Source organism: uncultured Planococcus sp., from assembly GCF_947501725.1.
GTDB lineage: Bacteria > Bacillota > Bacilli > Bacillales_A > Planococcaceae > Planococcus > Planococcus donghaensis_C.
The window spans coordinates 24,103-44,665 of sequence record NZ_CANMXD010000009.1 but is presented as its reverse complement, the minus strand read 5'-3'; the positions used below and the strand labels follow the sequence as shown (position 1 = coordinate 44,665).

The following is a 20,563-nucleotide window of genomic DNA, read 5'->3' as shown; positions in this document are numbered from 1 at the left end:
GTATGGACAATTCCTATCATCTCATCATTGTCGGAGCGGGGATGGCCGGTTTATGTGCAGCGGCTGAAGCATCGGAGCAAGGAGCAAGCGTCCTGGTGCTTGAAAAGGAAGAGAAGTTCGGGGGCAGCTCCCTGCTGAGCGGACGCTACATGGCTTTTGCCGGAACCGATATTCAGCAGCGTGAAGGAATCACCGATCAAACGGAATTTCTGGTCGCTGATATGCTGGCGGTCGGTGAAGGAAAAAATGAAGTTGATTTGGTCGAGGCCTACGGGGAGCGCCAGTTTGAAACCTATCAATGGCTGGTTGCCCAAGGTGTCGAGTTCCATAAAGTACAGGCGGTCAGCGGCCATAGTGTGCCAAGGGGCCATACAATCACTCCGCTTCAAGCGATTACCGCCTTATACGAAAAAGCGGAAAAATCGGGGAATGTCGTTTTCAAAACGCAGTCCAAGGTTCAGCGGCTTCGAAAAAACGCAGAGGGCCGCGTTGCGGAAGTGGTCTATGAGCACGAAGGGCAAACCTTCACTGCAACAGCGGAAAATGGAGTGCTGTTGACTTCAGGCGGATTTTCCAAAAGCGAAGAACTGCTGTCCGCATTTGCTCCACAGTTGGATGGGGCTTTGCGGATCGGCGGCGCCGGAAATGTCGGTGACGGCATCCGGCTTGCCAGTGAACAAGGTGCCTGGCTCCGCGATTTCCCGTACCTGAAAGGCACTTTCGGTTTTCATCCGACTGCAGACGGTCCACGGAAATCTCAGGCACTGGTATTCTACAAAGGCGCCATCATCGTCAATAAATCGGCAAAACGCTTTGTCAATGAGTCGATCTCCTATAAATTGATCGGAACCGAAGCGTTGAGACAGCCGGACAAACTCACTTACCAAATTTGGGATCAGGCGATTATGGAGCAAGGTGTCGCAGGCGATGCCCTCTATGATTTCGCCAAGCTGCAATCGCTTGGTTTGATTGAACAGGCAGAAACGCTTGAGGGGCTTGCTCGAAAAATCGGTTTGCCGGTGGAAGATCTGAAAGAAACAGTAGCTGTTTATAATGAAGACGTCAGAAATGGCGTTGACCGTGGATTTGGGCGCGACAGCCTGACCCATCATTTCGGCAAGCCGCAGCCGATCGACCAGGCACCGTTTTATGCGATGCATACGACAGTGGCGATGCTTGCCACGTATGCGGGTGTCAGTGTCGACCGCTATGCGCATGTTTTGAATCCCTATAACGAACCGATCGAAGGCTTGTACGCAGCCGGTGAAATTGCCGGAGGCTTCCATGGAGCCGGTTATATGACTGGCAGCTCATTAGGGAAAGCCGCAATCTTCGGCCGTGTCGCCGTCCAAAGCGCATTAAAGAAGCAAGCGGTTCTATAAAGAAAAGCTTCAATCAGTGGGGGTTCTTCATCCCCGACTTACCATTAAAGCGGGATAAAGGAGAGGTGAGACCATTGAAAATTTGGCACCAAAGCCTGACTTCAATTGAACATGTTCCGGCTTATCGCGACGCCGTGATTGCACAGATCCAGAAAGTCGCGAGGCCGGATGTAGAGGTTGTGCTGCATGGCATGTCGAACGAAACCTATCCATCCGAATACCCCGGCCATTTCATCACCTATGCTTATCTGCAAAATCTCCACCGTGAGCAATTTGTCAAAAATGCATTGATTGCTGAAAGTGCGGGCTATGATTGCATGTTCATCGGCACTATTCCGGATGTCGGGTTGATGGAAGCCCGGACGCTGGTGGACATCCCGGTGATCGGCTATGGCCAGGCGTCTTTCCATATCGCTTCCATGCTTGGAGACAAAATCGGCATCGTCAATTTCCTGGAACCATTGGCCGATCAATTGCGCCAGAACGCCGATCGCTATGGCTTAGGAGGCAAGCTTGGGCCAATCGTCCAGACTTCTGTCGGATTTTACGAAGTGCTGGCTGGATTTGAGAATCCGCAGCCGGTTATAGACAGTTTTATCGAAAGTGCGGAAAAGGCGATTTCTCTCGGTGCAGACGTGATTGTTCCTGGAGAAGGACCGATGAATGTCTTCCTCGCGACTCAAGGCATCTCACGAATTGGAGACGTACCAATCGTCGACTCTTTTGCGGCCGGCATCAAAATGTGCGAAACCATGACGGATCTGAAAGTGAATTCGGGAGTCACCATGACGCGCAAAGGCTATTTCAATGCCAAGCCGCCGGAAGAAGCGGTGAAAAAATTGCGCGGCTTCTACAATAAAGAAAGCGATATCCATGCAGGCTTTGATTACGGATTATCGGTCAAAGCTGGAGTTCGAATCTAGTTTTAAAAGCCTCCGTTACTAGCGGAGGTTTTTTGGCATATCGTTATATCACAATAAGTTATCAGTTTTGTCTGAAATTTTGTATAATGGAGCTGGCTTCTAACTAATTTATGAGTCTATCAATTTACTTTATTAAATATGCTGTTGTGAAATAGAACTGTAATCAAGGGGGATGTTGATGAGACAGTTGGAGGAATTCGAACATTTGGAAGACAAAAAGATATCGACCACTTCTGCCACTTTCGGTTTATTGCGCAAGGAACTGATCGAAAACCTGGGCATGAAGCGCGCTAAGTCATTTTTACTGCGTTATGGATGGAATTTAGGGGAGGCCCATGCCAAAGATGTCTTAAAAGCTGGTGGAACGATAAAGGAAATGCTTGAAAAGGCAGGAGAACTGCATTTTCAAACCGGCCAAATTTCAAATTTGATTTCCAATCGTTCAGTTGAGATGGACGAACATGGCAACCTGCTGTCGATTTCGGCAAAAGGGGAGTGGGTGGATTCTTTTGAGGTAGAAGAGCACGTTAAGAACCACGGGCTGTCGGCTTGTCCGGTATGCCATACGTTAACGGGATTTGGAAGCGGTTTCACTTCGACCATCATCAAGCGCCATGTCTTCATCAAAGAAGTGGAATGCCGCGGAAAAGGGGATGTGACCTGTACATTTGAAATGCGTTTAGAAGAAGACTGGGATGAGCCGGGGATGCAGGAAGAGATCGGGCTTTATGAAAAAAGCCGGTTTATCGACGAATTGAATGGCACTTACGAACAGGTGGTCGAGCATAAAAACTATATCGAAAAAGCGGCAGCCTTTCACGATACGCTGACTTCGAAACTGTCGGATGGGGATTCAATCGAAGACATCATCGGCACGATTTACGACACCCTGAACATCCCTGTCTCGATTGAAGACCTGAATTTCGAGCCCCGTGTCTATAGAGGATTGGATGAAATCGAATACCAGAATTTGAGCGATGATTTCCGGACAGCCATCAATAAAACCAAGAGCGGCAAAATCCTGCCTGCGACCTACACGGGTACCTTCATCATTCGCGGCAAGACACATAACCGACTTGTCTCACCAATTATCGTCCAGAAAAAAGCCATTGGCTATATCACGTTTTTCTATCTGGACAAAGAAATGGAATTGGAAAACGAAACGATGTTTATCCGTCGGGCCGCCGTTTCTGCAGCGCTTTTGTTCCTGAATGAAAAAACCAGTCTGGAAGCTGTGGAAAACATCAAGTCCTATTTCTTCGAACAGTTGCTGTTGAAGCAATATACATCTGTGCCGAGTATGATTTACCGTGGGTATTACATGGGAGTGGACTTGAAGGAGCCTTTTTACATTGCGACATTAAAATGCTCTTCAGAACACCTTGATGTTTCCAAAGTGGAATTTTTGGAACAGGCGATCCAATCGATCAGCCGCTATTTGGAGATGCAAAGTTATAAAATCCTGATTACGGAATACGAAGGCCATATTCTCATGCTGCTGCCTAAAGTCGATCGTTTGCGCTATATGATTGAAAATATCCTGAAGCATCTGCGTCAAGAGCATCGCCATGCGGAGTTCCAGGTTGCACTGAGCAGCGAAAGCGATTCGATTGAAACCATCGAAGAAAGCCTGGAAGAGTCACGGGTGGCTTTAAGGCTCAATGCGGAAGACCAAATCGCTTCTTTTGAAGATGTCAGCATCATCGGCTCTTTGATCAATTCAAAAAATATGCTGTCCATCCGCCGTATTGCCAGAAAAGAACTGGAACCGATTTTCGAGCTGAAAGACCATAAGCGCGACGAACTGCTGAGAACGCTGTATGTCTTCCTGATGAATGGTGGAAACCTGCAGCAGTCCATCAGTGACTTGTCGCTTTCCATGAGCGGGCTGATGTACCGCATCACCCGGATTGAGAAACTGCTCGGCAAGGAACTGCGCAATCCGACAGTAGCCTATGAGTTGTTATTGATGCTGGATGCTTTGAAAATACTTGGCGACATCGAGGTATAATTTTTATAAAGAAGAAACATAGAGCATTGCCTGAAGCTGAAAGACCTGGCTTCTGGCAATGCTTTTTTTGTGTTATTTAACTATATAAGTCGAACTAAAGAAATAAGCTTTACCCACTACTGTATTCATAACAGATATGGAGCAAATCAGCGGAGACTCCCGCAAGCCCTGGCAGCCGGCACCGCGACGTCCTGTCGCGCCAGCACCGCGACGTCCTGTCGCGCCAGCACCGCGACGTCCTGTCGCGCCAGCTGCATGACCTGCATCCTGCGGGCCCGAAAGCGGAGTTGGTTTGTGGAATATCCGTAATTAAAAAGTTTCCAATTATAGATTATTAGTTCAACTTATATAAAAAATAATCATTGGAAAAACTCGATTAATGCGCTTCCATTTTCAGAAAACTAATAAAATCTATTGGAAAATGACCGGAAATCGAATGCTTTTTCATCTTTAATTTATTCAGAAATTTCTTTAAATTAGAGACAGAAAGAAAAAGCTGAAGAGGAGTGGGAAAAATGAATCCAGTTATCCAACAACAAAGTGAAGCCGATGTAGTGGCAGCGGCGAAATCGCTGATTCCTGCATTACGGGAGCGCGCTAAAGAAACTGAAGAAATCCGCCGTATCCCAGAAGCTACTATGAATGAATTAAAGGAATTGAGCATATTTAAAATGCTTCGCCCAAAGCGTTACGGCGGGCTTGAAACGTCTATGCGCGACTATAGTGAAGCGGTTGTTGAAATTTCCAAAGGCTGCGGTTCGACAGGGTGGATCGTGGCATTATGCGCCATCCGCGAATTGATGGTTGCTGAATCTTTCGGTGAAGAAACCCACGAAGAAATTTTTGGCAAGAACGAAGATGATGTCCTGTTCGCAGGAGTTTACGAGCCGCGCAAGTGCATCGCCAAAAAGGTGGAAGGCGGCTATATGATCGAAGAAGGCTTTTGGATGTTCTGTTCGGGATCTCTGCATGCGACATGGGGCTATTTCGGAATGCCGATTGTCGATGACGAAGGCAAGATGATCGACCAGGTATTGATGACCCTGCCATTTTCTGAAATGGAAATCATGGATGACTGGCATGTAATGGGCTTGAAAGGAACAGGCAGCAACAGTGTCAAGATGAACAATGTCTTCATTCCTGAACGCCGCTGTACATCGTTCGTCAAAGCTCTTGATGGTGATTTCGAATCTGCGCATCTGCGTGATATCCCGCTTTACAATACAGCGTTATTCCCAGCTTTAATCTTGTCATTGGGCTTGCCGGGCTTGGGATTGCTGAAAGCGGCATATGAATTCTATGAACAAACTTTACCGAATCGCCGCGCAGCACATATGGGCGTAGAATTTATCAAAGATGCAGCCAGTACACATACCGCCATGGCAGATGTGGCATTGAAAATCGAAACCGCTGAAATGTTCTTCTATAAAGTGGCCGGCGCTTTGGATGCCAGTGCAGCTGCAAAAGAATATATGCCGCGCCACGAACGCGTGAAAACCCTGGCGGATATCGGCTATGCCAACCAACTGCTGAAAGAAGCGATGGATATCCTCTTGTCGGCAAGCGGTTCTGGATTTGTCTACAACGGCCACCCGATGCAGCGTATCCTGCTCGATTTCTTGACTTTGCATACGCACCGCTCCTTGTCGCCGACCATCACCAAAGAAAACTTCGGGCGTGTATTGGCCGGACTCGAATCAAACGCAATCCGCTATTAAATGTACGCGCTTACAGGAAATTAAGTTTATCAGTTAGGGGAGGGTTTATCGTGAAACCGGAAATTGCGAAGTTGGGGTATATTTCGCTGGTATCGGCGGATTTGGAAAAGTCGCTGGTGTTCTTCAAAGACATCATCGGCCTGGAAGAAACAGAAGCAAAAGACGGCGTGCATTATCTGCGCGCCTGGGGTGACTTCCAGCATCATACCTTGTCGATCCAGCAGGGGGACCGCGGCCATGTGAAGCATATCGGCTGGCGGACGAAGACTAAGGAAGATGTTGCTGCTTTTCAAGCTTTGCTTGAAGAGCAGGGGATTAAAGTCGATGGAGTGGATGCCTGGAAAACACCTGGCATCGGCGAATCCATCAGTTTTCAAGTGCCGAGCGGCCATACGTTCAATCTGTATTTTGATGTAGAGCGGCCGCCGGTGGATGAACATCGTCGGTCGGTCCTGAAGAACCAGACGTATAAATCATGGGCGAAGGGAATATCTCCCCGCCGCCTGGATCATGTCAATCTTCATACATCGGCTGAATCAAGTGCAACTTATTCCTTTATGGAAGAAGTGCTGGGATTCAAGATGCGTGAGTATTTGATCAGCGATGAAGGAAATGTGCTGGCCGGCTGGATGAGCGTCACGCAATTGGTCCATGACGTAGCGTTGGTGTCGCGTCCGGAAACACCGACGAAAGCCAGATTGCATCATATCTCGTATTGGCTGGATGATTCACAGGACATTCTGCGGGCAGCGGATATTTTGAGAGAACATCATTTCGACTTTGTCGGTCCGGGGAAACATTCCATCTCCCAGGCTTTGTATCTATATGTTACAGACCCGGGCAGCGGCTGCCGGGTGGAACTGTTCACCGGCAGCTACTTGATATTCGAACCGGATTGGCAGCCGGTCGAGTGGACTGAAAGTGAACGTGCTTTCGGCAATACCTATTGGGGCGACAGCATAAACAAGAAACAATTAGTCAAAGAAACCATAGAAGCATTATAAATTGGAGGGGAATGGCCATGGCGATTGTTACGAATGAAACTACCCAGGAAATTATCCAAACAGAGAATTTTGCAACTTTCTTGAACCAGTCAGGCGAACAGAATACTGAGACGATTTTATTTCTTCACGGATCTGGTCCTGGAGTGACCGCCGTCGTCAACTGGCATAAAGCGCTTGAAGGCGTCAGTGAAAATTACCGCTGCCTGGCACCTGATTTATACGGATTCGGCAAAAGCAGCCATCCGGAACAGCCGTTGAAAAATCGCCAGCAGTGGATGGACCAATGGGTCAAGCAAGTGCTGGAATTGATGGACCACCTGAAACTTGAGAAAGTGCACTTGGTCGGCAATTCACTGGGCTGTTCGATCGCATTGGAATTATTGATCGAGTACCCAGAGCGTTTTGATGAAGTGGTGCTGATGGGTCCTGGCGGTACGCCGAACACCAAATTGAGCTTTGAGTTGGCGCGTGCGAAAAGCTTCTACGACAATCCTTCGAAAAAGAAGTTGAAGCAGATCATGAGCTGGTTCGTTTATGATGCGGAAAAAATGAGTCCGGTCATCGAGGGCCTTCTGGAGGAGCGTTTTGAAACGGCGATGCGTCCGGAAGTACATCGTTCAAATGACTCGATTTTCGCTACAGCAGCCGTTCCGATTCCGACCGTAGCGCTCAACCGGATCAAGAATCGGGTGCTCTTGGTGCATGGTTTGAATGACAAGGTCTGTTCAGTGGAATCCAGCTATTATTTGGCGGAGCATCTGCATAATGCCCAGCTTCATGTCTTCGGTCAATGCGGACATTGGGCGCAGCTTGAAATGAAGGACAGTTTCCACGAGCTGATCCAGTCATTCTTTAGCAAGAAAATTTAACAGCTGAGAGGTGTTACCGTGAATACTCAACAATCGATCGATTATGAAACCGACGTGGTGATCATCGGTGCCGGGAACGCAGCGATGTGCGCGGCGCTTTCCGCTCAGGAACAAGGGGCGCGCGTCATCGTGCTGGAAAAATCGCCGGAACAGCAAAAAGGCGGAAATACCACCTATACGCATGGTTCCATCCGCTTTGCCTATAAAGGTGTGGAGGATATTCAGGCGATCATCCCGGAACTGGACGAAGAGGAATTGAAGACGGTTGATTTCGGCAGCTACAGTGAAGAGCAGTACTATGACGATATGTGCCGGATGACCAATTACAAAACCGATCCGGAGCTGGCTTCTCTGCTGACTGGCGAAAGCTTTGAAACCATGAAATGGCTGACCAGCCATGACATCAAATTCATTCCTATATACGGGCGGCAGGCGTTCAAGGTCGACGGCATCTTCAAGTTCTGGGGAGGCATGATCTTGGAATCGGTCGGCGGCGGCCATGGCTTGGTGGAAGCTCTGCATAAGCGGGCCAGCAATCTTGGCGTACAGATCCTCTACCGGACAATGGCGATCAGCCTTATGCAGGATGACGACGGCGTGCAGGGAGTCATCGTCAAAGAACAGGGCAAGACGAAAGTCATCCGTGCGAAGTCAGTGGTCATCGCTTCCGGCGGATTCCATGCGAACATTGAAATGCGCACCAAATACCTTGGTCCGAAATGGGATACGGTACATACGAGAGGCAGCCGCTACAATACCGGCGAAGGGATTCAGATGGCCTTGGATATCGGGGCGCTGTCTTCCGGCAACTGGTCGATGGCACATGCCGTGACAGGCGACCGCTACTTGCCCGATTTCCAGGAAGGGTTCCAGCGGCTGAGTTATCCATTCGGCGTCATCGTCAATACCGATGGCCAGCGTTTTCTGGACGAGGGCGCGGATTTCCGGAATTACACCTATGCCAAATATGGCCGGCGCATCCTGGAACAAAAAGAGGGCTGTGCATGGCAGGTATTTGACGGCAAGGTGGCGCATTTACTGCGTGAAGAGTATAAAGGCAGGCAAGTGACGAAAGTCAAAGCCAATACACTCGAAGAACTTGCAGAGAAAATGGAAGGCATCGACAAAGCGAAATTCCTTCAGGAAATCAACGAGTACAATAGAGCGATCAACGACGGGGTGCCCTTCAATCCGAATGAAAAAGATGGAAGGCGCACCACTGGATTGCCTGTTGATAAAACCAATTGGGCAAATACGCTCGATACCGCTCCGTTTGAAGCCTATGCCGTCACTTGTGGAATCACATTCACATTCGGCGGCTTGAAAATCAACGAACAAGCTGAAGTACAGAACACCATGTACGAAAAAATCAGTGGCTTGTATGCAGCGGGTGAAGCAGCGGGCGGACTGTTCTACGAAAATTATCCTGGAGGCGCTGGCTTGATGGCGGGTGCTGTATTCGGGAAAATTGCGGGACTGCAGGCAGGCAGATTTGCCAGCCGCAACGTGGTGGAACAGATTTAAAGTAAGGGATTGCAGCGGTATTGAAGTAGTTTGGAGCAATTCTGATGAAAAAGCCCTGTGCCGAGAGTCGGTACAGGGTTTTTGGCTGTCTTCAACTGCGGACGATTTGGGTTTATGGGCGTTCAAATGGATTTGTGGTCGCTCAAATGGATTTGCAGTCGTTCATTTCGATTTGCAACCGTTCAGCCAGAATTCGCTTTGCTCCAACTACCATGGCATGGACGCGAGGCGGAGTTTCAGAGGAAATCCGAACATGCTCAAAAGGACAACCCCACCTGGATTATCCTTTTTCACGTCTTCAAAAACTTTCGAATCTCCTCATACGTTTCCTCGGGCGCTTCTTCTGCAAGATAGTGGCCGCAATCGATGCCACGTCCTGTCACGTCGTCCGCCCAGTCTTGCCATACATCGAGCACATCATACCAATTCGGCAGAGCTCCTTTTTCACCCCAAAGAACAAGTACGGGGCATGTAATTTTCTTGCTTCCCCGGTCGGCTTCGTCCAGTTCGGAATCGATTGTCGCTGCGGCTCGGTAATCCTCGCACATGGCATGGATCGTTCCGGGATTGTGGATGCCCCGCCAATATTCCGCGAGTGCTTCGGGATGAAACAGGTGGCGCGTGCCCTGGAAGTAGAAGTTGTCGGGATTCTCTCCGATGACCCGTTCCGGAAAGTCGAAAGGCTGAGCGAGAAAAAACCAATGCCAATACCCCATGGCAAAATCCTTGTCGGCTCTTCTGAAGGTTTCGCCGGTCGGGATGATATCCATGACAGCAAGCTTTTCCACAGTTTTAGGAAAGTCGAGGGCCAGTCGATAAGCGCACCGGGCTCCCCGGTCATGGCCGATGACTGTGAAGCGGGAAAACCCAAGCTCTTTCATGACGGCTATCTGGTCTTTGGCCATCGCCCGTTTGGAATAAGTTGAGTGGTCATCAGCAGATTCAGGTTTGGAGCTGTCTCCATATCCTCTCAAGTCTGGCATCACGACGGTATACTCTTCTGCCAGCTTTGGAGCCAGCTCATGCCACATCATATGGGTTTGGGGATGGCCATGCAGCAGAAGGAGTGGAGGGCCCTGTCCCCCGTAGCGCAAATAAATCTCTGCTTCTCCTGTATTGACGACAGTGGACTGAAAATCCGTAATCAGCATATCCTCTCTCCTTTCTTTTTATATCCCTGATTCCCTGAAAAAGACTTTCTGAACCTATTGGGAAAAAGCGTTTTTGTTGCGGAGAAATGGGTAGTTAGTAAGCAAACAATGCAATTTTATTTCCAGACAGGAGGAAACAGTGTGGCCCTGACAAAGGACCGGCAAGGATTGACTGTAGTTGTCACTGGAGCATCGAGTGGGTTTGGCAGAGGTATTGCCCAGAAGCTGGCAGCAGATGGAGCGAATGTCGTGCTGGCTGCCAGGCGGACCAAGCTGATCGATGAACTCGCTATAGAGTTGGGTGGCCGGGCACTCGCTGTCACCACGGATGTCAGTAGCGAAGAAGATATAGCCAGACTGATGGCTGCTGCGGAATCCCGTTTCGGCAAAGTGGATGTCTGGATCAATAATGCAGGCCTTGGCATCATGGGTTCGTTCACGGATATTCCGCTGAATGACATGCTGCGGCTGGTGGACATCAACCTGAAGGGAATGATCTATGGCAGCCACCATGCTCTTCGCCATTTCAAAGAGAACGGCTCAGGAACCCTGATCAATATGTCTTCCTTCATCAGCAGTGTGCCGCTGCCGTTCGGTGCTGTCTATTGTGCCACGAAGTACGGCATTGCAGGGCTGACGGCAGGACTGCATCTGGAAATGGAGCTGGAAGGACGGAAGGATATCCATGTCTGCATGGTGCATCCATGGGTGACGGATACCCCATGGCCGGAGCATTCGGGAAACTACAGCGGACATGAAATCACATTGGGGCCAGTCGATGATCCGGAGACGGTCATTGACGCGGTAATCGGGCTGATCGACCAGCCGCAGGAAAGTGTGGAGATCGGCAGCAAGTCAAAAGCCGCCATTCTCTCCAAACATTTGATTCCGGTTGGAACCGAGAAGTTGAACGGCATTTTGCTGCAGGAGATGCTGAAATCCGCTCCATCCGCCGAAAAAACTTCCGGCAGCATCCATTCACCGCGCTTCGAAGGGACACAAGTGTCAGGAAATATGCGTAACAGGCTGAAGCAACAAATCGGAAAAGGCAACAGCAGTAAAGACCGTTTTACTGATGGGAGGAATAACCATGGCAAATGAAAAGAAATATGCAGGATTGACGATCGTCATCACCGGAACCTCGAGCGGAATCGGCAAAGGGGTAGCCCAGCAACTGGCGGCACAAGGGGCCAATGTCGTCCTGGCGGCGCGCCGCACAAAGGAAATTGAAGCATTGGCAGAAGCATGTGGACCCAATGCAATTGCGGTGACGACTGACGTCAGCAGGGAAGAAGACGTCGCGAAACTATTTGAAACGGCGATGGGCGTATTCAGCAGCATCGATGTGTGGATCAATAACGCCGGCATCGGAACATACGGTTCCTTCACCGATACGCCGTTGAGGGATTTGAACCGGACGATGGAAATCAATTTTTTGGGCACCATCTACGGCAGCCATTATGCGTTGAATCAATTCAAGAAACAGCGATACGGAACGTTGATCAATGTATCTTCTTTCGCCAGTAAAACGCCGATGCCTTTCGGAGCGGCGTATACGGGCAGTAAATACGGAATTTCAGGGTTGAGCAATGGCTTGTATCAGGAAATGAGGATGGACGGTTTTGATGACATCCATGTCTGTTCGGTGGATCCGTGGGTGACAGATACGCCTTGGACCCAGCATGCCGGCAATTACAGTGGCCATGAAATCATTGTGGGACCGGCGGATGATCCGCAGAAAGTGGTGGGCGAAATCATCGGATTGATTGATAATCCCAAAAAAGTGGTTGAAATCGGTGCTAAGTCTAAAGGCATCGCGGCCACGGGTACGCTGATTCCAAAAACGACAAAAGGGCTGACGGGACGTTCATTGCTGAAAATGATCCAAGAGGCACCTCCTGCTCCGCCGACAACGGGCAGCCTTTATGAGTCGGGGCCGGAAGGGACAGAAGTGTCAGGAAATCTACGGGAGCAGCTGAAAGCCAAAGGATGACCGAATGCAGAAGCGAGGAGGAATGGGAAATGGCAAAAAAGAAATCCCACGAAGGAATGACCGTTGTGATCACCGGGGCTTCCAGCGGATTCGGAAAAGGGGTCGCGAGGGAGCTGGCAGCACAAGGGGCTAATGTGGTGTTGGCTGCGCGCCGGACTGGATTGCTTGAAAAGCTGGCAGAGGAATTGGGACCGAATGCAATTGCGGTGACGACAGACGTCAGCCAGGAAGAACAGGTGGCACGTCTTTTTGAAGCGGCACTGGGCCGGTTCGGCAAAATAGACGTCTGGATCAATAATGCCGGCGTTGGTGCCATCGGTCCATTCACCGAAATCCTAGTCAAGGATTTAGCGCGGGTGGTCGACGTCAATGTCAAAGGGACCATCAATGGCAGTCATTTTGCATTGCGCCATTTTAAGGAACTCAAACGCGGCATCCTTATCAATATCGGTTCTATTACAAGCGAAATCGCTTTTCCGTATTACACCGGATACAGTGCCAGCAAGCACGCAGTACTAGGGCTCAGTTCCGCATTGAACGAGGAAGTGAAGCTCGAAGGCTTTGAAGATATCCATGTCTGCACAGTATTGCCATGGGCGACGGACACGCCGTGGTTTGAACACACGGGAAATTACACGGGGCATGCTGCGGAAATGAAACCGATGGACGATCCCGAAATTGTCGTTGAGGCCATCATCGGATTGATTGATAAGCCACAGGAAACTGTCGCGGTCGGAGCAAAATCGAAAGCATCGGCTGTCTCCAGCCATATCCTGCCCGGTGCCATAGAAAAAATGAATGCGAAATTTGTTCAGAAGGTCATTGAAGATGCTCCGCCAGCAGGCCCAACTAACGGCAGCCTCTATATTCCGATGGAAAAAGGAATAGAAGTCGAAGGCGGAATCCGGGAGCGGATGAAAAGGGAGTAAATACCATCATTTCAAGTAAATTTTGGTACCTGACATTTAATTTGAAAAAGGCTGTCTCCTCCTGAGACGGCCTTTTTCTCGTTTTATAGAAAGCTGTATTAGGAATAGGATAGTGGGTATATTTTCTATCATTTACATTATTATTCCAATGTGGTTGAATAGAAGCAGTAGAAAAAAGGTGGAATTAGATTGAACAAGACAAAGAGTTATGAAAACATCAATCCATTTACGGCAATTTGGACGCGGCCTCGCGCAGTCGTCCGGCACGTTATCGAGGAAAAAACATCGGGCTTTATCTTTCTGCTGATTGTACTGGCAGGCTTCGCAGGCGGACTTCTCAGCAGCCTGGATTCGGAACAGCTGTTGCCGGTGCCGGGACTTATACTCTTGTCCCTCTTCTTTGGGCCGATCGGTGTCGTGGTGAGTACAGTGATTGGAGCAGGAATCTATCTGGTGGTCGGCAAAATGTTCAAAGGGGAAGCCAGCTTCTCAGAAATGTTCCGTGCAATTTTGACAGGGCAGATTCCGCAAATTTGGCTGATCCCGGTCATTCTTCTGTGGATGCTGTTCCTGCCTGAAACCTATTTCCTGCAGCCGGGTGAACTGCCGTTTGCGGATGCAGATCTGCTGTCTTTGGGTTTCTTCATCATTTTAGGGATTGTTTCTATCTGGACTTTCGTTATCCAGTGCAAAGCAGTAGGGGAAGCGCACAGACTTTCTGCCTGGAAAGGGTTCTTCATCATCCTTATTCCAATTGTGCTGGTCATTATCGCAATTTCGGCTATTATCGCGGTGATTGTAACTGCCGTTCTATAGGATTTAAATAAAACAAGGCAGCCGAAGAGGCTGCCTTGTTTGAGCTTATAGACAAAAGAATATTGATGTCATTTAAAGAATGAATACACATTTCATCACGTTTAAACCGGATCCTACGCTTCAGGCGGACGCTTTCCACGGGCTCGCGCCGAACTAACTCGGACTGGCGCCCGAGTGGATTTCGGCACTTCGCTGTTCCCGCAGGAGTCGCCGCCTGGCGCTTCGGATCCTTGAGTGAAGAATCCTACCAGATTTGTAGAGACTACATTTCCTGAAGTTGACTAGTAAGCTTCTCTCTTTGATTAAAGCAACACGCTCCCCACCGGGCTGGCCACGAAGACTCCTGTGGGACAGCGAAAGCTGAAGACCCCGCAGGAACGCAGTGACGAGGAGGCTGAAGCTGAGCCCGCGGAAAGCGAAGTGGCTGGACCGGTTGGGGATTATGCACCGCTATACATTTTGGTCAGGCTTTGTCTACAGTCTGAAACAAGGCAGCCGAAGAGGCTGCCTTGTTTTTATTATGATTGATCCACTTTACGGACAGTCCCGTTCTCTTCCACATCGGCCACTTCCCGTCGGACGGTTTCGTTGATGACCTTAACGTCCTTGACTTTGCGTTTGCCGATGACGATCTCTTCACGAACTACTTTCTTTTTGCCGATATCCAAGCGTTCTTCGGAAAGTGGAATGTAGATGGCATCGCCTTTTTCGTAGGCTTGTTTCGGTGTCAGCACCTGCTCCTCATTTCCGGTATCTGTTTCCGCAGGGAGGGAACGCCGGTCGATGGCAATTTCTTCGTGTTCAACTTGCCGGCGGATTTCTTTGTCTTCATCCCCATCAGCGGAAAGTGCAGCATCATTTTGGGGGTCGGTTGAGGTGGCTGTCTCCGGTTGAGGAGCAACTGCAGGCATATTGTGGGTGTACAGAAGAAGCCTTCCGCTTTCGACCTGCTGGAAATAATAATCCGTTTCTTTTTCGTCCAGTCCCATACGGTTAAAGGCGTCTTTTGTAATGTCTTCCCCGGCTAAGAAGGCGATGACTTTGCCTTTGAAATTATCACGGTCCTGCGTGTCGACATGGACAGACGTGTAATCGATCAGCAAGTCGATCTGTTCGTCATGCTTCGATACCAGATACAATTCCTCTTCTTCATATCCAGCTGCTTTTAATTCGCCGACTTTGATCAATACTTTTGCTTGCACATCAAAAAGGCCGATCAGTTTGTTTCCTTTTTTCTCCATGCTCAATCCTCCCATGTCAGGTGCACCAATATAACTTCATTAAGGTCTATTTACCCGCGGCTGTGCAACCTATAAACCTTGAAAGTTGGAAACTAGAGAAAGGCGCCTCCGGAAGTTTTATCCGGAGGCGCCTTTTACTGTTCGTTAAAATGAATTGCGATCATCTTTTTTGTGTTTTACGTTTTCATCAATATCCGCTTCTTCGCGGCGGACGGTTTCATTTACAACTTCCGTATCCTGTACTTTGCGTTTGCCGACAACAATTTCTTCGCTGACGACATCTTTTTTGGTGACTTCCAGACGTTCTTCGGAAAGCGGAATATGGATGGTTTCGCCGTCTTCATAAGCATCCTTATCGGTCAACCCGCCGTCTGTAGAACTCACTTCCTCATTTACCGGGCGGCGTTCTACATAAACTTCTTCGCGTTCCACAGGAACCTCGATGGTCTGTTGCTCTTCCACAACATGCTTTCCGACATTCACTTCGCCTGTCTGCACGCGTTCCTTGTCGACGCTCAAGCGCTCTTCATGAAGGCGCAGATGTTCTTCTTCGTCATGGCTTCCAGCAGTAGTCGTCCTTGTTGTTTCAGCGCCGGTTTGAGCGCCGTTGTATGGTTTGTAGGATGTACCATAATCGCTATTGACATATAGCACGAGCTTGCCGTTTTCCACTTGGCGGTAATATTCGTCCGCTTCGCCGGTTCCTAATCCCATTTGCGTGAAGGCGTCCCGAGTGGAATCTTCGCCGGAAATGAAGGATTTGAATTTGCCCATCATGTTATCGTCTTCCTGTGTATTCAAATGGACGTCTGTCTGTCCCTGGACCATGGATAACTGGTCGTCATGCTTCGCAATTACATACATATCCTCTTCGTTATATCCTTGCGCTTTCAACTCGCCGATTTTATGCAGAACCTCTGCTTGTACATCATATGCTTGAATGAATGTTGTTCCTTTGTTTGTCATGGTCAATTCCTCCTAATAGTGATAAATCACCTGTAAAGTAAGGTAATCATAATCTACCCCGTTGCTTTTCGGAATAAACACCGCAAGTTCCAGTAAAGGTAGAATTGGCTCTCTTTCCTAACGATGTTCGTTTGGTGAAGGAGAACAGAGAGACCGGTGGAACAAGTGGTGATGTGTGAAACAAGGTCGAAAATAATCGTACGGAGAATATTATTCTTGCCGTGCCGGAGTTGGTTGAAAGACTAAAAAAATAAAGGCTTGCTTTACCACTAGTTCTTTAATACAATATAAAACGTAATCATTACTATTTAGTAATTTTGAAGAAAGGGCGTGGCATGGTGGGGGGAACCGTTCCAGTTACAGTTTTGAGTGGTTATTTGGGAGCCGGCAAAACGACCTTATTGAATCATCTGTTGAATAATCGAGAAGCGTTGAAAATGGCGGTGATTGTCAACGATATGAGTGAGGTGAACATAGACGCAGACTTAATAGAGCAGGGGAGCTTTTTACAGACAGAGGAAAAACTGGTTCGACTGCAGAATGGGTGCATCTGTTGTACGTTGAGAGAAGATCTAATGCTGGAAGTCGAGAAGCTGGTTACTCGCGGAGACATCGACTGCATTGTAATCGAATCTTCGGGAATCAGCGAGCCACTTCCGGTAGCCCAGACCTTTTCGTATATGGATGATGAAATGGGAATTGATTTAACGAAAAGCTGCCGGCTGGATACGTTAGTCACCGTAGTGGATGGCTATGCTTTTTGGCAGGATTTTGCATCGGGGGAATCATTGCTCGAAAGACAGCAGGAAGCAGCGGAAGGAGACGTCCGTGAAATTTCAGACTTGCTGATCGACCAGATAGAGTTTGCTGATGTCATTTTATTGAACAAAGTAGATTTGGTGGCACCAGAAGAGCGGGGGCGATTGAAAGAGCTGCTTGCAACTTTAAATCCGGATGCGCAGATAATCGAAACCGAGCATTCGAAAGTGGCTTTGAATAATGTAGTGAACACCGGTTTATTCGACTTTGTTAAATCGAGTCAGAGTGCGGGTTGGATCAAAGAACTGAATGAAGAGCATATACCAGAATCCGAGGAATACGGCATAGCTTCATTTGTTTACCGGAGCCAGCAACCGTTTCATCCGGAACGGCTGATGGATTGGGTCAAGGAATGGCCGGTGGAAGTTGTCCGCGCCAAAGGATTTTTGTGGTTGGCGACAAGAACCGAGTCTGCTGTTTTGTTGTCCCAGGCTGGACCATCACTCGGCATTGAGCATGCGGGCCTATGGGATCTGGAAAAGGGAATGAAAATGACCGAGCTGGTATTCATTGGTATTGATATGGACCAGGCGGACATCGTCAGCAGGTTGAATCTGTGTTTGCTGACTGATGAAGAAACTGCACAGGATTGGAAAACATTCTATGACCCGCTTCCAGCATTTCAACTACTTGAGGAGGAAAAAAGATGAGAGTCAATATCACATTAGCATGTACAGAAACCGGGGACCGGAATTACAGCACGACAAAAAACAAGCGCACCAATCCGGAGCGTATTGAATTGAAAAAGTACAGTCCGCGTCTAAAAAAGGTCACGATTCACAGAGAGACAAAATAATTTTTTTGTAAAATCCAAATGATCATCATTACTATTAGGAGGAGAAAGAATGGCAAAGAAATCGAAAGTCGCACGTCATCATAAGCAACAGGCAATGGTTGCGCAATTTGCAGAGCTGCGGCAAGAATTGAAGGAAAAAGGCGATTTTCAGGCCTTAGCTGATTTGCCGAAAGATTCATCTCCGGTTCGTCTGAACAATCGATGCGAAGTGACAGGAAGACCGCGCGGCTTTATGCGTAAATTCGGGATGTCGCGCATCGTGTTTAGGGAGCTGGCGCATAATGGCCGGATTCCAGGTGTGAAGAAAGCCAGCTGGTGAGGCGATTTTTTTAAGGTTATCTTTCTAAAGGCATTAAAAGAAGAGCTGCTGGTTCAGCTCAAAAAAGTTCCGTATCATCGTAAGCAGCAGACTCCAGTCTGCTGCTTTTATTAGTTGTATAAGAAGCTGATTCAAAGGTATGGGTTTCTGAAGGTAAAAGACACCTTTGTAAATAAGACTCGGTTAATCCAGTCTATTGATGTTATCATAAGGGTATATTTTACTTTTTAATAATATATTACTCCTTTTAATTCATATATCCGTAGAGAGTAGGTAAAACAATGGGGATCGATATTTTAAAGCGCAATAATGTCCGGGTTACAGGACAAGGGGAAAAGACGATAATGTTCGGACACGGCTTCGGCTGTGATCAGCAGGTTTGGAACAGTACAATCAAAGATTTTGAGGTGGATTACCGTGTCGTCACATTCGATTATATCGGTTCCGGAAATAGTGATAAGGCCGCTTATTCAAAAGAACGCTACAGCACGTTGGACGGCTATAAGCAGGATCTGTTGGATGTCTGTGACGGGCTGGAGATTAAGGAAATGATCTTTGTGGGACATTCTGTCAGTGCCATGATCGGCATGCTGGCTTCAATTGAGCGTCCGGAATTGATGGATAAAATGATCATGATCGGACCATCTCCTTATTATATGAATGAACCTGGCTATACTGGCGGATTTGAACGCAGTGATATCGACGAACTGCTGGATATGATGGAAACCAATTACATGGAATGGGCCAAATATTTGGCGCCTGTCGTTATGCAGAATGAAGATCGCCCTCAGCTTGCGGAGGATTTTGAGCAACTATTATGTTCGAATGACCCACTGATTGCCCGGCAATTCGCGGAAGTGACATTCACTTCGGATCTCCGAGACAAACTGGATCAAGTAACAGTGCCTACGTTGATTCTTCAGCCAAAGTTCGATGCGATTGCGCCGCTTGAAGTTGGGCAATATGTCCACGACCACATCAAGGACAGCCAAATGATTATAATGGAAGCAGTTGGCCATAATCCACATCTGAGTGATTCAGGAGAAACGGTGAAATACATCAAGGCATACCTGGAAAAATAGAGGAGTGGAAACAGTGGAACAGCAACTCGATAGGGCGCCTTGCGGTTATTTGGTTCTGGACCAGGACTTGCGTATCGTCGAAATGAACAAAACACTGCAGAATATGACGAGGGTAAAGAATCCACAGCATATGCATGATTTATTGACAATCGCTTCACGGGTTTATTTCCAGACCTATTTTACTCCCTCCATTAAAATGCACGGGACGGTAAATGAAATGTTTTTGACCTTGAAAAGTGATGCGGGTCCAATGCCTGTGTTGATGAATACGGCAGAACAGGATGGATTTTATGAATGTGCTTTGATTCAGATGAGCGTCCGGGGAGAATATGAAAAGGAGTTGCTGCTGGCCAAGCGCAATGCAGAACAAATCAACCGGGAAACAGCAGAAGCTTATGAAAAGCTGCAGGCCTTGATGGCTGAAGTGGAATGCAAACAGCAGGAGCTGATGGATCTTAACCTGGAACTGCAGCAGTTGGCTACGACAGATCAGCTGACAGGCTTGAAAAACCGCCGCTACTTGGAAGAAAGGCTCACTGAGCTTTTAGCGCAGGCGGAAAATGGCAGAAAAGTGGCTGTCCTGATTTTGGATATCGACCATTTTAAGCAAGTCAACGATACATATGGACACCAGATGGGGGATGCCGTGCTGCAGGAATTGGCTTGGCGCCTGGAAACGGAAGTGGGATCTGAGGGGATTGTGGCACGTCTCGGTGGAGAAGAGTTCGTGGTGGTCCTGCCGGATGCCGGAATAGAGGAAAGCCTTAAACTCGGCAATACTTTATGCAATCTTATGGAAACAGCTGATTGGCAGCATGTGCCCGTCACGGTCAGCATCGGGGCCGCGGCTTACACAGCTGAAGATGGCGTGGATAGTCTGCTGGCGCGGGCTGATGGATTTCTCTATAAAGCCAAGGCCAATGGCAGAAACTGTGTGTTTGGAATCGAATAAAAGCCGAGCTAACCATCCGTTTTTAAAACGGATGGTTTTTTATGCGGAAAACTCCTTACAATCACCGG

Annotated in this window: 19 protein-coding genes; 16 read left to right on the top strand and 3 right to left on the bottom strand. The window is 48.4% G+C overall.

The features are described 5' to 3' along the window. Positions 1-2 precede the first annotated feature (2 nt). The 7 genes from Q0785_RS13660 (at position 3) to tcuA (ending at position 9,431) form a co-directional block, all read left to right on the top strand. On the top strand, positions 3-1,382 hold the full coding sequence (locus Q0785_RS13660) for a flavocytochrome c (protein WP_298830701.1): 1,380 nt from the start codon (positions 3-5) through the stop codon (positions 1,380-1,382). A 74-nt stretch (positions 1,383-1,456) separates the two neighbouring features. Next, positions 1,457-2,305, top strand: a complete 849-nt coding sequence (locus Q0785_RS13655; RefSeq protein WP_298830698.1) for an aspartate/glutamate racemase family protein — start codon at positions 1,457-1,459, stop codon at positions 2,303-2,305. Between the two features lie 178 nt (positions 2,306-2,483). Beyond that, positions 2,484-4,316 (top strand): V4R domain-containing protein, encoded by a 1,833-nt coding sequence (locus Q0785_RS13650; protein ID WP_298830695.1) that lies wholly within the window; start codon positions 2,484-2,486, stop codon positions 4,314-4,316. A gap of 515 nt (positions 4,317-4,831) precedes the next feature. Further along, positions 4,832-6,034 (top strand): acyl-CoA dehydrogenase family protein, encoded by a 1,203-nt coding sequence (locus tag Q0785_RS13645; protein WP_298830692.1) that lies wholly within the window; start codon positions 4,832-4,834, stop codon positions 6,032-6,034. A gap of 50 nt (positions 6,035-6,084) precedes the next feature. Then, positions 6,085-7,038, top strand: coding sequence for a VOC family protein (locus Q0785_RS13640; RefSeq protein WP_298830689.1), 954 nt, complete (start codon positions 6,085-6,087; stop codon positions 7,036-7,038). A 17-nt stretch (positions 7,039-7,055) separates the two neighbouring features. Beyond that, positions 7,056-7,907, top strand: a complete 852-nt coding sequence (locus Q0785_RS13635; protein WP_298830686.1) for an alpha/beta hydrolase — start codon at positions 7,056-7,058, stop codon at positions 7,905-7,907. Positions 7,908-7,925: 18 nt separating this feature from the next. Then, entirely contained in the window at positions 7,926-9,431 is a 1,506-nt protein-coding gene (gene tcuA / locus Q0785_RS13630) for an FAD-dependent tricarballylate dehydrogenase TcuA (protein WP_298830683.1), read from the top strand. 290 nt (positions 9,432-9,721) lie between these two features. Here tcuA and Q0785_RS13625 read toward each other — a convergent pair whose 3' ends face one another. Then, positions 9,722-10,582, bottom strand: coding sequence for an alpha/beta hydrolase (locus Q0785_RS13625; RefSeq protein WP_298830680.1), 861 nt, complete (start codon positions 10,580-10,582; stop codon positions 9,722-9,724). A gap of 141 nt (positions 10,583-10,723) precedes the next feature. Here Q0785_RS13625 and Q0785_RS13620 point away from each other — a divergent pair, with 141 nt between their 5' ends. The 4 genes from Q0785_RS13620 to Q0785_RS13605 all read left to right on the top strand — a co-directional run bounded on the left by Q0785_RS13620 (position 10,724) and on the right by Q0785_RS13605 (position 14,320). Continuing rightward, positions 10,724-11,683 carry an SDR family NAD(P)-dependent oxidoreductase gene (locus Q0785_RS13620; protein ID WP_298830678.1) on the top strand — a complete coding sequence of 320 codons (960 nt, stop codon included), beginning with the start codon at positions 10,724-10,726 and terminating at the stop codon, positions 11,681-11,683. Next, positions 11,673-12,575: an SDR family NAD(P)-dependent oxidoreductase gene (locus tag Q0785_RS13615; RefSeq protein WP_298830675.1), complete on the top strand. Its 903-nt coding sequence runs from the start codon at positions 11,673-11,675 to the stop codon at positions 12,573-12,575. Before Q0785_RS13620 ends, Q0785_RS13615 begins: the two co-directional genes overlap by 11 nt. Positions 12,576-12,604: 29 nt before the next feature. Continuing rightward, a complete protein-coding gene (locus Q0785_RS13610) occupies positions 12,605-13,504 on the top strand; it encodes an SDR family NAD(P)-dependent oxidoreductase (protein ID WP_298830672.1) in 900 nt (299 codons plus the stop codon). A gap of 189 nt (positions 13,505-13,693) precedes the next feature. Then, a complete protein-coding gene (locus tag Q0785_RS13605; protein WP_298830669.1) occupies positions 13,694-14,320 on the top strand; it encodes a Yip1 family protein in 627 nt (208 codons plus the stop codon). A 518-nt stretch (positions 14,321-14,838) separates the two neighbouring features. On the opposite strand, the gene Q0785_RS13600 is transcribed toward Q0785_RS13605, so the two are convergent. Then, positions 14,839-15,561: a YsnF/AvaK domain-containing protein gene (locus Q0785_RS13600; protein ID WP_298830668.1), complete on the bottom strand. Its 723-nt coding sequence runs from the start codon at positions 15,559-15,561 to the stop codon at positions 14,839-14,841. A gap of 144 nt (positions 15,562-15,705) precedes the next feature. Beyond that, positions 15,706-16,527 carry a YsnF/AvaK domain-containing protein gene (locus Q0785_RS13595; RefSeq protein WP_298830665.1) on the bottom strand — a complete coding sequence of 274 codons (822 nt, stop codon included), beginning with the start codon at positions 16,525-16,527 and terminating at the stop codon, positions 15,706-15,708. Between the two features lie 335 nt (positions 16,528-16,862). On the opposite strand from Q0785_RS13595, the gene Q0785_RS13590 reads away from it, so the two are divergent. From Q0785_RS13590 to Q0785_RS13570, 5 genes are all read left to right on the top strand, one after another. Beyond that, positions 16,863-17,996, top strand: coding sequence for a GTP-binding protein (locus Q0785_RS13590; RefSeq protein WP_298830662.1), 1,134 nt, complete (start codon positions 16,863-16,865; stop codon positions 17,994-17,996). After that, positions 17,993-18,142: a 50S ribosomal protein L33 gene (rpmG, locus tag Q0785_RS13585; protein WP_142826743.1), complete on the top strand. Its 150-nt coding sequence runs from the start codon at positions 17,993-17,995 to the stop codon at positions 18,140-18,142. Before Q0785_RS13590 ends, rpmG begins: the two co-directional genes overlap by 4 nt. 49 nt (positions 18,143-18,191) lie before the next feature. Next, on the top strand, positions 18,192-18,461 hold the full coding sequence (rpsN, locus tag Q0785_RS13580; protein WP_298830652.1) for a 30S ribosomal protein S14: 270 nt from the start codon (positions 18,192-18,194) through the stop codon (positions 18,459-18,461). 281 nt (positions 18,462-18,742) lie between these two features. Then, entirely contained in the window at positions 18,743-19,543 is an 801-nt protein-coding gene (locus tag Q0785_RS13575) for an alpha/beta hydrolase (protein ID WP_298830649.1), read from the top strand. Positions 19,544-19,556: 13 nt separating this feature from the next. Further along, a complete protein-coding gene (locus Q0785_RS13570; RefSeq protein WP_298830645.1) occupies positions 19,557-20,495 on the top strand; it encodes a GGDEF domain-containing protein in 939 nt (312 codons plus the stop codon). The last annotated feature ends 68 nt before the right edge of the window (positions 20,496-20,563 follow it).